This is a genomic window from Labrenzia sp. VG12, assembly GCF_002237595.1.
Classification (GTDB): domain Bacteria; phylum Pseudomonadota; class Alphaproteobacteria; order Rhizobiales; family Stappiaceae; genus Roseibium.
Window position 1 is genome coordinate 986,550 of sequence record NZ_CP022529.1, and the last position, 13,526, is coordinate 1,000,075.

A 13,526-nucleotide genomic window follows, 5' to 3' on the forward strand; every position below is an offset into this window, starting at 1 on the left:
AATCGCGTACGGTTGCTAACCCAGTTCGAACGTTGTTATGCCGTATATCTGATCCAGGGGAAGATCCGGAACCGCGCCGCGATACATGCGGAACGTCTCGAATTCTGGTGACAGTTCATAGTGTTCTGCCAAAAGCAGCGCCGCTGCGTTTGGTTCCGGGGTGTCCAGGATAACCATCTGACCCTTGACCTGGCCGGCAAGTGCCCGGAACAGCGTATCGGCTATCTCCGGTGTATCCGCAAAGAGCGGGCCGATCTTGTAGCCTTCATGGCATTGCCGGATCACACCGTAACCGCGAACGCCGCCATCTTCGACGAAAGCGAAGCCGCGGCGGGTTTCGAGCATCGGTGCAGTCCAGAGCTGAAGAAACTCCGGTCGTGGCGCCGGAAAGAACTCCAGATCATAGTCGCGAATGGACGGGTAGAGACCCTGGCCGAGCGGAGCGAGACGCGGGTCCATCGGTGTATCGCAGAGGGATGTCCCGGTCTGGCGGATATTCCTGTATTTTGACTTGAAGCCGTGTTCAGCGTAGCTGGCCGTCTGTTCGTTGACTGCGTCAAGGCCAATGACCCTGGAGCCCAGATAGGCCATCGCGTGGTCCCAGATCCGGTGACCGTAGCCTCGCGTTCGAAATTCACGTTTGCAGATGTAGAGGCCGATGAAGCCGAAAGCGTCGCCATAGCGGACAGCTGAGATGACATTGATCAGCTTGCCGTCGATCTCACCTGCAAAATAGCCTGTGGGGTCCGCGGCAAAAAAGGCGGTGCCGTCTTCCAGGCCCGGGTTCCAGCCTTCTTCTTGAGCCATGTTGAGGGGAATATGGATCTCGTCTCCCCGCAAGGGACGGATGGTGAGGTCAGCTGTCATGGTTTCCATCGGTTCAAGGGGCGTTCTGATAGCGTAGGTCGACTCGCGCAGAATTGAAATCCTTGGGGTCCGGAGCTCAGCTTTTTGTTTGCACGCAATGGCTTGCCACACAGCGGCAAGTATGTATCACTTTACGTTAGGGTATTTGATTTGGGGGTGCCGGTCGCGACTGAGCCGGTTCGTTCCTTCTTGTGAGTTTTGTCACAGACAAGGCAGGGTTCAGGCGCGAAACTGATTTTCGAGTTCCAGCGCTGAGGATGATATGCAGACACGCAGTTTTTTACCTCTCGCCCGTCGGCGGACCCGAGAGCCGGCACAATCGGGAAGTGTTCCGGTTTTGCGCAGGATCCGCTTCGGTTTTCTGGCGTCGTCCATGCTCGCGCTTTCAGCTGCGACAGCCGAGGCTTCAACACCCTCGGAAGAGGGCCGCCGCGTCGCCCTGGTCATCGGCAACCAGGACTATCAATATGTCGAACCGCTTCTGAACCCGCTGAATGACACCAGGGAAATCACAAGGATCCTGCGCGAAGCGGACTTCGATGTCACAATCGGCACGAATTTGAGCAAGAAGGACCTGGAGCAGGTCGTTCGCCGCTTTCTGCGGGAACTGAATGATGGCGACACGGCGCTCTTTTACTATTCCGGTCACGCCTTGCAGGTTGGCGATTCGAACTTCATTCTGCCCGTGGATGCAAAGCTCTCGTCGCAGTATGACCTCGAGTTTGAGAGCCTCAAGGTTTCGCATCTTCTCGATTATATGAAAGCGGCTTCAAGTCTACAGATCGTGATGCTGGATGCATGCCGCGACAATCCTTTCGAAATTGGCAGCCTGTTCTGGGGCGAAGAAGAATATGCACTTGGCAAGACTCGTGGCCTGAGGCGCATTCCGAACAAGCTGGGCAGTTTCATTTCTTATGCGACGCGCCCGGGCCAGGTGGCCTATGACGGCGAGGGGCCGATGAGCCCCTTCACCTCGTCGGTCGTCAGCAACGCGCTTGATCCCAAGCTCGAAATCAAGGACCTGATGACCAAGGTTCGCGATGAAGTGGTTCGCAAGACTGGTGGGCAGCAGATTCCTTACGAGGACTCAACGCTGGTCACCAGTTTCTATTTCGTGCCGCCAAAGCCTGAACCCATCGTAACGGCCCATCACCGGGTGACGGTCCCGGTCGATGCCACTGCTCATCAGTTGAGTATTCCGGAACCGGTTCAGCCTGAGGGCGGCAAACTGACGGCGAAAGTGACGCTGAGCCCGGAAAAGGGCGAACTCAGACTGCCGGATGGTCGATCGGTGTCTGAGGGGACGGAGCTGACGGTTTCGGAGCTTGCCAGTCTGGAATTCGTTCCCACGGGATCAAGCGCAGGCGATATCGAGCTGATCAGCTACCAGGTGACGGATGAATGGGGCGGTAACGTCTCTGCAATTGCCTCGGTGACCGTGGCCCAATCAGCCGCGCCTGCAGAACAGATTGAACCTGAAGACACTAAGACCGAGGTCTTGCAGGAACTGCTTGCCTGGCTTGAGAACCGCGCCGCTTCCGGTCCGGTAGAGGCCGACATCGGCGTGGGGCCGGTGACGGTCTATCCGCAGGCTCCGGCAGTCGGCCTGCCGGCGACCAGTGACTGGCTCAAGGTGGTTTCCGTCGATGCTGATCTTCAGCTCGCGGCCGACGGCAGACTGTTGCAGGCAGGCGACCGGTTTCCGGCCAACGCGCTTTCGTCACTGACGTTACGGCCGCAAATCGGAACCGAGGACCAATCCGGCAGTTTTGTTCTGGAGTTGCCCTCTGCGGAGGGAGGAACTGCAAGGACGATCACGCAAACGGTTCAGCCCCGCGTCACGGAATGCGACGCGCTTGCGACGCAGCCTTTTGATCTTCAGGCCGTGACCGATGGCCGTCTTGCCAACGCGTTGGACAGCGCCAAGGTGGACGCTGCCTGCGCCTCGGCCATGGCTGCCTATCCAGGGATCGGGCGTTTTGTCTTCCAGAGAGGCAGAGGTGCGTTTGCCGCCGGGGATCTCGATCAGGCAGCCGCCTATTTTGATCAGGCCTACCAGATGGGCCATGTCCGCGCCGGTCAGGTGCTTGGACGCATGTATTTCCTGGGAGCGGGGATCGACAGGGATCGCGGCAAGGCGGTCGATCTTTATCGCAAGGCCGCAGAGCGCGGTGACGCTTATGCGTTGCATTCCCTCGGCATGGCCGAGATCAAGGGCGAGGGCACGGCACAGAACGAACAGTCGGGCATGGAAAAGCTGCTCCAGTCCGTCGAGGCCGGTCACACGTTTTCCTTCAATGCAATCGGCGGCTTTTACCTGCGTGGTCAACATGTTGACGAGAATGTCGACAGGGCAGTTTACTACTATAACCGCTCGGCAGCGCGGCAGGACATCTACGGTTTTCTGAACATGGGAACGCTTTACCGGGATGGCAAAGGCGTGCCGCAGGATTTTGAAGCTGCGTTTGGATGGTTCAAGAAGGCCCATGACGGCGGGCACCCAGCGGCTGGAACCGCTATCGGCCTGCTATATTTCAACGGGCAAGGTGTCGAGAAGAGCGCTGCGGAGGCGACGCGCTGGTTCCGCGAAAGTGCCCAGCGGGGCGATGCCTGGGGCGCCTATAACACCGCCTGGATGCTCGGCAAGGAAACCGGTGAGTCTGCGGGCCGTGATCGGGTGCGCATGTTGGCCATGTCGGTTGCTGTCGACCCGTCCTCTCCGGCTGCAGAAAAGGCGAAGACAGAACTCGGCAAGGCACCCCGAAACCTGAAGGCAAAGGCACTGCAACAGGCCCTGACTGATCTGGGTTTTGCCCCTGGTCCGGTTGACGGCCAGCCTGGCCGGAAAACCAGGGAAGCCCTGTCGGCGTTTTTCGAAACATCCGGCAGGAAGCCGGTCAAAGGCGACGATGCATTGATCGCGCTGGTGAAACACCAGTGGGAGCAGAACCGTCCACGCTATGATCTGTTTTAGACAATAGGAGAATGACAATGAGATCCCCCATGTTTGTATTGCCGCTCGCCGGGGCTGCGCTGTTGGTGCTCGCCGGGTGTCAGACACAGTCCGGATCGACCACATCCGGCCCGACGGTCTCACCGCAATCAACACCGGCTTCGGCGCCAAGCGCCCCGCGGGACAGCAATGATGGTAGCAACAGCGGTAGTGGCAACGATAGCGGCGGCGGCAACGACAGCCCAGGTGGCGGCGGTGGAGGTTCCTGGGGTTAAGCCAAACCATTAGGACCCTGAGCCAGATGCTGTTTTCCTTCCGCCGTCCGGCAATGCTGTTCCTGCAGCGTTTCTGTCTTGGCCTGTTGCTCTCGTTTGCGGGCACCGGATTTGCAAGTGCCGGTGAATGGCGGGCGCTTGTCATCGGTGTCGACGCCTATCAGCATGTGTCTCCGCTGAAGGGCGCGGTCAATGATGCCCGTGACATTGCCGAGACGTTGACAGCAGCAGGTGTGCGCGACCTGACCACCCTCTATGATGAAGCTGTGACCCGCGAAGCCGTTCTGACGAACTGGCAGGCCCTGATTGAGCGCTCTGAGCCTGATGATGTGCTCGTTCTGTCTTATGCGGGTCACGGGGCGCAGGAGCCCGAATGGGTCTCCGGGTCCGAAGATGACAGCATGGACGAGGTCTTTCTGCTGGCCGGCTTTGATGTCGCGGCTCCTGGCAATGGCGAGCGGTTGCGGGACGACGATGTTGCCGCAATGCTCCGGGCCGCCGGGGAGCGCAGCGTCCTGGTTCTCGCGGACAGTTGTCACTCCGGTACCATGACGCGTTCGATCGACCCGCGGATCGAGCGATTGGGCACGCGGCTTGTCGGTTTGCCGGCATTTGAAGACGATGTGCTGAAAACAGCGCCTCAACACCCTCTGCTTGCCAAGGCCGCACCAGAGGATCTCGACGGTGAGACGATGCCCAACGTGATCTATGTCGGCGCAACGGTCGATGGACAGGTTATCCCGGAATTGATGATTGCTGGTGAGCCCAGGGGCGCCTTGAGCTGGGCTTTTGCGCGTGGTGTCGAAGGACGGGCTGACCTGGATCGCGATGGCGGCATATCCATGGAAGAGCTGAGCCGCTTCCTGCAGGAAACGGTTCGCGTGGCCACGGAAGGTCGGCAGTCTCCCAGCCTGAGCATCGGTGGCGGCACACGCGCAGCCGTTTTGCCGCGCGTCGATGACAATCTGCTGAGCCGGGAGGACAGCAAGCTGACACTGGCCGCCAGCACGGCGACTGCACTGCCGGTACTCGACAATTTGTCCAAGGTGCATAGCGGTCGGCTCGACGTGAGTTCGGACGGTCCCGGTGATCTTTTCTGGGACGTGGAGGCCGGTGATGTCCTGACAAAGTTTGGCGATGTTGTGCTCAGGGGAAATGCCAGGAACGCGGATAGTTTCGCAGCGGTGGTGGCAAAGTGGGTCTTCCTGAGCGATCTCTATGCACTGTCGCGGGATCGCCAGCCCATCGAGGGACGCTTGATTCCCTCGGTTGGCCACATTCCGGAGGGGGCAGCTTTCAAGGTCGGCCTGACCTCGGACCAGAATGGCTACATGGCCGTGTTCGGGTTGGAGGCGGACGGAACTTTGCGGCTCCTGGCGCCGGACCGGCGCGCAGATCCGCAAGGCCGGGACACATCGATCCAGGCGTTTGAACCCTATGTGCTCAATCTCAGAGCTGCACTGCCCTTTGGTGCCGACCATATTGTGATGGTGCGCTCAGCCGAGCCGATGCCGCAACTCGTCGGGGTTCTTGCTGCACTCGATGGCCAGAAACTCAGCAAGGACCTGATGGTTGGTGTGTTGAAGCTGATCGGACAATCGGCCGCTGCAATCGGCATCGCGGGGGTTTACACACAGCCCGCAGGTTAGTTCGAAATTTTGCGTATGTTGTTGCGACATAAAACTCTTTTATGTGACCATGGCCACACTCGTTTTGCCATTCTTTGATATTATCAGCCCATAGACGATGCGATCGGCGCTGAACTTGGCTGGGTCGCAAAATGACCAATGACCGAGGAGTCCGTCATGAAACACATGTTTAGATCCGTTTGTTCGGAACGAAGTTCGAAACGCATTCTGACAGCTGCCGCCGTCCTGAGCCTGTCGACTGCCACGGCCTTGGCTGACCCCGTTGCCCTTGTTCTGGACAAGTCGGAAAATGTCGGCGTGTCTGCTTTCAGCGAACTGATGCCGGGAACGGTGGTCGAGCTTGGCGATGGTCATATCGATCTTCTCGACTATGGGGCATGCCAGGAAGTTCGCCTGTCTTCCGGTGTTCTGACCGTTTCCTCGGAAGGATACACCCTGGAAGGCGGTGAAGAGAAAGTGCTTCGGGCCGGCAATTGTCTGCAGGCCGACAGCGGCACAAATGTCGAGGCGGACAAGGGGCTGACCGTGACCCTGCGCGGCCTCAATCTCGAAAACAAAAAGGCAGCCTCGCTGATGCTGCGCTTCGATGACAAGTTGCGCGACCAGTACGATACTGTTTTCGTCTCCTTCGAAGGTGGAGCACCTAAGCGCTTCGACTTTGATGCGCTCGACAATATCTTGACGGATATGCCGGATCGCGAGAGCGAAGATGACGCTGTCGAAGTGGAGCTCTTCCTGCAAGGCAAGGCGCCGGATTATGGAGTTGTCATGCGGAAATTCACCATCGATCCGGATCAGGTCGGGCGTAAAACAGCCGTTGTCATTGTGAAATGACGGGAGGCGGCCGCTTTGCGGACGCAGCCTTTGGCCGAAAGCAACTCATGATCCTGATCGCGCTTGTTGCGACCGGGGCAGGCATCGCCATCGGATTATCCGCCAAAAAGGCCATCTGGGAAGGGTGGGTGACGGACCGCCTTTTCCAGGTGAAGACCGCATTCGAGGGCGTGGATCGGGTCGAATCCGCGCCCGTGCTTGTCGTTGGTCTGGACAATGTTGCGCTCAACTCCGAACGGCTGGCGCCAATTCCACGTGTACTGATGGCACCGCTTCTGGCGGAAGCCGGGCAGGCGCTTCTGGAGGCTGGCGCCGTCGCTGTCGGCTATGATTTTGTCTTTGCCTACAGCGCCGATTCCTTTGTTGATCCGAGCACGGGCGAACCGCGCCTGAAGGGCTTCGATCTTCCGTTCCAGAGATACCTTTATCAGAACCGCGACCGGGTTTTCATTGCGCACACCGAAGTCGGCGTTCCGCACCGGTCTTTCACCGCGGCGGCAGGGCAGGGAGGCGTGCGCTCTGTTATCGTGTCGACAGACAGTGACGGCGTTGTCCGGCAGCACACGCCCAGGCTGCCGCTTTCTGAATCGCCGCACCTGATTGACGCTCTGCTGGCCAAGGGCGGGGTGCAGATTTCCGAGCGCTTCACGGCCATTCCCTCAACAAGACTTGCCACGTCGATTCCCTACCTGTCTCTCATCGATGTTCTGGACCTTCTGGAAACCGAGGCAGGGCAAAAGGACCTTAGAGAGTTCGCAGCAGGACGGATCGTGCTTTTCGGCGGTTTGTTGCCCTTTGAGGACGAGCACTTGTACTCCGACAGGTTTCTGCCTCATCTGCCGGCCGAACGCGCTGAGACCGGGCCAAGCGGCCGGCCGCGGGTCCAGCCGCAAACGGCCGGTGTCTTTATCCTGGCCGATTTTGTCGCCGCCGCGGCAACGGGCCGTATCGCGCTGGATCCGGCCCCCGGAACACTGCCCGCGCTTGCAATCGTGTTTGCCCTCATTGGGGCTGTTGCCGGTTTGCTTTTGCCACTTGCGAGTTTGCCATTTGTTGCGATTTTGGGGAGCGTCCTCGCTCTTGGCATCAGCCTGGTCGGATTGAGTGCCGGCGTGCTGCTCGCACCCGGTGTGATGCCGGTAGCCTGTCTAAGTGCCATGGTGGTGTCAGGTGTCGGCAAGGTCGGTATCCTGCAGCGACGGCAGAGGTCCCTGGTCAAATTGTTCGGCCACTACCTGGCGCCGGACGTCATCAAGCAGATGGCCGCCTCGGAGCAACTGCCGGAACTGGGGGGCGACACGCGTCCTGTGGTGGTGGCCTTTATCGACATTGTCGGCTTCACGAAGATGTCCGAAAGTCTCGCCGACCGGGATGTGGTTCGGGTGGTCAATGCCTGTTTTGATGAAATCGGCAGGGTCATCACCAAACACGAAGGCTACATCGATAAATATATCGGCGATGCCATCATGGCGGTCTGGAATGCACCCAACAAGGTGGAAGCACCGGAAAAAGCGTCCGTCGATGCAGCCGCGGAGATTATCGGTCTGCTGGATCAACTGCGCCAGATCACCGGCCAGCCACCCCTGGACCTGCGAATTGCGCTGAATGCAGGGCCGGTTCTCGTCGGTGATATCGGCGGAGAGCACCGGCGGTCCTTCACTGTCATGGGCACAACAGTCAACACGGCCAGCCGCGTTGAGTCGGTCGCAAAGGACTGCAAGGTTCGTCTTGCGATCAGCGGCTCCGTTGCCGAGAAACTGCCTGAGGACTACCCGGTTGCGGAAATCTGGACCGGACAACTGCGCGGTCTGAGCACAGATATCTCCGTTTTCACACTGGATCGGCCGGAAATGTATATGGAACCGCGCAATGGAACAGACACGCAGGCAACCGGCAGCAAGGAGATTGCGGCGGATCCCGGCAATCTGGTCAATCTGAACCGGTAAACTCAGACGAGCCTTCCACAAACGCGTTTTGCATCTCGCTACGTCATCCGGCATGATCTGGGAACAGAAGTGTTGGTGAACCGCGCAGGCCTGGCCTGCCTTTTCAGGGTCTCGGCATGGCTCAATGGCCTGAAAACTACGATCCGGGTCAAAACCGTCCCGAATTCGAGCGGACGGTGATCCGTCCGTCCGGGCAATCGGCGCGCAAGCCAGGTACCGGCTCGAGCTCTCCGCCGACACCACCGCCACCTTCTCCACCACGGGAACCTTCAAGATCCGGTCGCAAACGCGGTCCCATTTGGACCTACGCTGCATTGGCTGTTGGTTGCCTGCTCTTTGGAGGTGTCGCTGGAGGTTTGGCCCATCTCGTTACGTCGGGCGCAATCTCGTTTTCATCGCCAGGGGAAACCGGTCCGGAGCTGGTGACCGCAGAAAGCGTCGAAGCGATTGCCGAGGCGACAAACGAGACGGTTGAGGAGCAGCCCGAACCGTCGGCGGAAAACGAAACGGCGCTTGCCAATGGCGATGATCTGGATCTGCCAGCCGATCCGTTTTTCGACATGGCCCAATCGGCGGTCATTCCGCTCGCAGGAGATCCGGTTCTGCTCGAGAGCAGCGCGGCGGGCCTGCGCATTGACCTGACAGAGCGATCGGTTCCGGCTTCAGCCAGCGGCACGGGGCGGGCGGCCATTCCGACAGCGTCAGCGTTTGTTCTCGACAGCCGCATGCTGGATCAAAGCGGCAATCTGGTCATTCGTGCTCCCGGTAATGAAGCGGACTTCCAGTTCGGCAATTTTGGTGGCGGCGCCGACAGTGACAGCCTGACCATTGAAGAAGGCAGCGGTTCCGCCGATCCGGCGGAAAAGAATTTGCCGGTTTTCCTGAAGCCGGCGACAGACACGCTGAACCTTTACCTCACTGAGCGCCCGATCGGCCAGGGGCCAAGCCGGATCGAGATCCGGGAAGTCATTGAAAAGGACCTGTCGCTGAAGGACTTTCTGACGGAGAACGGATTTGATCCGGATGCAATCAAGACGCTTCTGGAGTTCATGGAGGTTGAATTCAAGAAAAGCGATCTGGTCGTGGGCGATAAAATCGCAGTGCGAGGCGTCCGGATGCCGAACCGGCTGGGTCGTGTCGGCGACTACTATCGCCCGGTGCAGATTTCGATTTATGCAAAGGACGGGTATCTGGGCACGGTTGCCATGTCCAACACTCGAGACGGACCGACTTACGTTCATGGTGCCGATCCCTGGTTTGGACAGGAGATCGGGCAGGACAAGATCGCGCAAGATCCAAGGCCGGGTTCCGGCAAGAAACACCGCCTGATCGACGGACTCTATGCCACGGCCGTCCGGAATGCCGTGCCCGCTTCTATCGTGGGCGAGGCAATCGCCTACCTGGCGCCCATGACGGATCTGCAACGCGCCATTACGGATGATGAACGGTTCAGTCTTGTCTTCACCGATGCGCCTCGCGACGAGAAACGGGGCGGGGGCAGGGTGTTGTTTGCAGGCGTCCGGCGCGGCAATGACTGGTCGGTGCGCTGCTATGTCATGAAGGCACCGGGCAATCGCGGATTTGCCTGTGTCAACGAGGGGGGACAAGTCAGTTTGTCGGGGGCCATGCTGGTGCCGGTCAAAGGGGTGCTGACCTCAAAATTCGGTATGCGGTTTCACCCCATCAAGAAAACCCAGCGGCTTCACGCAGGTGTTGACTGGGCGGCGCCGACTGGCACACCGATCCGCGCGGCCTTCTCCGGCAAGGTCACCTATCGCGCCGTCCGCGGCGGCTACGGAAATTTCATCGAGTTGTCCCACAAGGACGGCATTACCAGCCGGTACGCCCATATGCATGAATATGCGGACGGCGTTGAAATGGGGACCGTGGTGCAGGCGGGAGACCTGATCGGCTATGTGGGGACAACGGGGCTGTCCACCGGTCCGCATCTTCATTTTGAGATCCGGATGCGCGGCGAACCGACAGACCCTCTCGCCTTTGAAATGGAAACGGGAACGGACGCCCCGCAATCCGTCGCCAGCAATGATATTCGCGACTATCGCAGTTCAATCACCGATATTCTGACGGTTCATTGACCGCAGCCCGTTACCGCCGGCCGGGGACGCCCCGACCGGCGTTTCAGTTCAACTATTCCGCCGCTTCGGCAGCCGAGCTTGTGGTTTCTATGTCCAGGCCGTCGGCGCCCACTTTCAAGCTAGCCTCTGATATCTCTTCGCCATGCAGCTGCGCGGTCAGGAATGCTCGCGACAGCTTTGGCAGAAGATCGTTGGTGATGATGTTGTCGATCATGCGCCCGCCGCTGTCCGGGTCCCGGCACAGCGAGACGATATGGGCGACAACATCGTCGCCATAGGTCAGCGTGGCATCCCGGTTCTGCTTGACGCGCTTGACGATGCGGTTGAGCTGCAGGCGCACGATGAAGCCGAGCATCGATGGTGACAGAGGATAATACGGGATCGTCACGATCCGGCCGAGCAGGGCAGGCGGGAACACGTCCAGTAGGGCCGGACGCAGAGATTCCGCAAGCTGTTCGGGATCCGGTGCATTGGGATCAGTCGCCGCCTGGCTTTCGTCGGTCGACACCGGCGCGTCCAGCATGTGACTGGCCGCATTCATGATGATCTCGGTGCCGACATTCGAAGTGAGCAGGATGAGAGTGTTGCGGAAATCGATCTTCCGGCCCATGCCGTCTTCCATCCAGCCCTTGTCGAATACCTGGAAGAAGATCTCGTGAACATCCGGGTGGGCTTTCTCGACCTCGTCGAGCAACACCACGGAATAGGGCTTGCGCCGGACAGCTTCGGTCAGGCGGCCACCTTCGCCATATCCGACATAGCCGGGAGGGGCGCCCTTCAGGCCGGAGACGGAATGCGCCTCCTGGAATTCCGACATGTTGATGGTGATCAGGCTTTCTTCACCGCCGTAGAGCGCTTCGGCCAGGGCCAGGGCGGTTTCGGTCTTGCCGACGCCCGAAGGGCCGCAAAGCATGAACACGCCGATCGGCTTGTCCGGGTTGCCGAGCTGTGCCCGGCTGGTCTCGATGCGTTTGGCGATCATTGCCAGCCCGTGTGCCTGACCGATCACGCGCTTGTTCAGACTGTCGGTCAGATTGAGGATGGTCTGCATCTCGTCCTGAACCATGCGGCCGACCGGAATGCCGGTCCAGTCGGAGATGATGCTGGCAACCGCCTCGTCATCGACATAGGCGTAGACCATACGGTCGTCCTCCGGAATTTCAGAGAGCTCTGCCCGTTTCGCCGCCAGAGCCTCACGGATCGCGTCTTCGTTTTCCAGATCGACATCGAGATCCAGTTCGATCTTGTCGATCGGCACCAGAGCCGGATTGTCTTCCTCGGGGTCTTCGATTTCGGCGCTTTCCGGGTGCGGTGCGGCTTCTCCACCTCTCAATTCGGTGAGGGCGGCGTTCAGGCGTCGGATTTCGGCGACCAGCTTGCGTTCACGCTCCCAGTCCGCACGTACTGTTTCGATTTTCTTTTCCGTTTCCTCGATGGCGTCATTCAGCGCTTCGAGTTTTTCCTCCTGCTCCATGCCAAGCTCGGCGTCATTGGTCAGGGCCTGTTTTTCTGTCTCCAGAAAACCCTTCTTGGCGGCGAGATCCAGCAGTCGCGAAGGCTGCGCTGCCTGGGAAATGTTGACGCGCGCCGACGCCGTATCCAGGACACTGACGGCCTTGTCCGGCAGCTGACGGGCGGGGATGTAGCGATGAGACAGCGAAACGGCAGACCGAACGGCACTGTCCAGAATGCGCACCTGGTGATGTTCTTCCATCGGCCCCAGCAGACCGCGAACCATGGCAAAGCACTTTTCCTCGTCCGGTTCGTCAACCTGAACCGGTTGGAACCGGCGGGTCAGTGCCGGGTCCTTTTCAAAATGTTGCCGGTATTCCGACCAGGTGGTGGCAGCTACGGTGCGCAATGTGCCGCGGGCGAGGGCGGGCTTGAGCAGGTTGGCTGCATCGCCGGTACCCGCCGCACCACCAGCGCCGATCAGCGTGTGCGCTTCATCGATGAACAGGATGGTCGGCACGATGGAGCCGTGAACGGCGTCGATGACAGCCCTGAGCCGCTTTTCGAATTCACCCTTCATGGAGGCGCCCGCCTGAAGCAGGCCAAGATCCAGCGCGCAAAGCCGAGTGCCCAGCAGCGCAGGTGGCACGTCGCCAGCGACGATCTTCTGCGCAAAGCCTTCCACAATGGCCGTCTTGCCGACGCCGGCTTCCCCGGTCAGGATGGGGTTGTTCTGCCGGCGGCGCATCAGGACATCAATGACCTGCCGGATTTCCTCGTCGCGTCCCACAATGGGATCGAATTCCTCCGCCCGGGCACGGGCTGTGAAATCAACGGTGAACTGGGACAGCGCATCCTCGCCGGGGCCGCCACCAGGAATGGATTCCGTCGGGGCTTCCCCCGGGGCGGCGGCAGCAGCCTTCGGGCCGGAACCGTCGATCGGACGCGCACGCGCTTCGCCGGAGCCGTCGACGATGGCGTCCAGATTACCGGAGATTTCGTCCCGCTTGAGCTTGTTGAGCGATGAGGACAGACGGAACAATTGTGTGCGGGCCGCCTCGTCGCCGAGGACGGAGATGAGCACATAGGCCGACCGGATCTTGTAGTCGCCAAAGGTGAGCGTGCCGACAAACCAGGCCCCTTCGAGCGCTTCCCGAAAGGGCTTGGACATGGAGGGCAGCTCGGTCTGATTGATCTTCAGTTCCTTGATCGCCGCCTGAAGGTCCTTGTCGAGGGTTCCAAGGTCCACGTCGAAATGCCTGAGGATCTGAAAGAGGTCCGACTTCTCGTCGCGGATCAGATAGTAGAACCAGTGCAGCAGCTCCAGGTGCCGGTGGCCGGCATCCTTGGTCAGCCGCATTGCCTTGTCGAGGCTCTCATAAGCGACCGAGTTGATCTTGTAGGCTACGTTTTCAACGGTGATGTCAGCCATGGCTCGGAACCTTCAAAGTTGA

The 13,526-nt window shown here is 59.7% G+C and carries 8 protein-coding genes; 6 read left to right on the forward strand and 2 right to left on the reverse strand.

Going from position 1 to position 13,526, the window contains the following annotated elements; genetic code table 11:
* Positions 1-15: 15 nt before the first annotated feature.
* Positions 16-867 (reverse strand): GNAT family N-acetyltransferase, encoded by an 852-nt coding sequence (locus tag CHH27_RS04490; RefSeq protein ID WP_094074519.1) that lies wholly within the window; start codon positions 865-867, stop codon positions 16-18.
* 373 nt (positions 868-1,240) lie between these two features.
* On the opposite strand from CHH27_RS04490, the gene CHH27_RS04495 reads away from it, so the two are divergent.
* The 6 genes from CHH27_RS04495 (at position 1,241) to CHH27_RS04515 (ending at position 10,620) form a co-directional block, all read left to right on the forward strand.
* Positions 1,241-3,841, forward strand: coding sequence for a caspase family protein (locus CHH27_RS04495; protein ID WP_198338349.1), 2,601 nt, complete (start codon positions 1,241-1,243; stop codon positions 3,839-3,841).
* A 17-nt stretch (positions 3,842-3,858) separates the two neighbouring features.
* The gene (locus CHH27_RS27540) at positions 3,859-4,095 is read left to right on the forward strand and encodes a hypothetical protein (protein ID WP_157738679.1); all 237 of its coding nucleotides are present in this window, start codon (positions 3,859-3,861) and stop codon (positions 4,093-4,095) included.
* Positions 4,096-4,121: 26 nt separating this feature from the next.
* Positions 4,122-5,744, forward strand: a complete 1,623-nt coding sequence (locus CHH27_RS04500) for a caspase family protein (protein ID WP_094070520.1) — start codon at positions 4,122-4,124, stop codon at positions 5,742-5,744.
* Between the two features lie 156 nt (positions 5,745-5,900).
* A complete protein-coding gene (locus tag CHH27_RS04505) occupies positions 5,901-6,578 on the forward strand; it encodes a hypothetical protein (RefSeq protein WP_208988557.1) in 678 nt (225 codons plus the stop codon).
* A 47-nt stretch (positions 6,579-6,625) separates the two neighbouring features.
* Entirely contained in the window at positions 6,626-8,524 is a 1,899-nt protein-coding gene (locus tag CHH27_RS04510) for an adenylate/guanylate cyclase domain-containing protein (protein ID WP_208988566.1), read from the forward strand.
* A gap of 356 nt (positions 8,525-8,880) precedes the next feature.
* The gene (locus CHH27_RS04515) at positions 8,881-10,620 is read left to right on the forward strand and encodes a M23 family metallopeptidase (RefSeq protein ID WP_157738680.1); all 1,740 of its coding nucleotides are present in this window, start codon (positions 8,881-8,883) and stop codon (positions 10,618-10,620) included.
* Positions 10,621-10,672: 52 nt separating this feature from the next.
* Here the strand turns inward: CHH27_RS04515 and tssH are convergent, their stop codons facing one another.
* Positions 10,673-13,504, reverse strand: a complete 2,832-nt coding sequence (gene tssH / locus CHH27_RS04520) for a type VI secretion system ATPase TssH (protein ID WP_094070523.1) — start codon at positions 13,502-13,504, stop codon at positions 10,673-10,675.
* Positions 13,505-13,526: the final 22 nt, after the last annotated feature.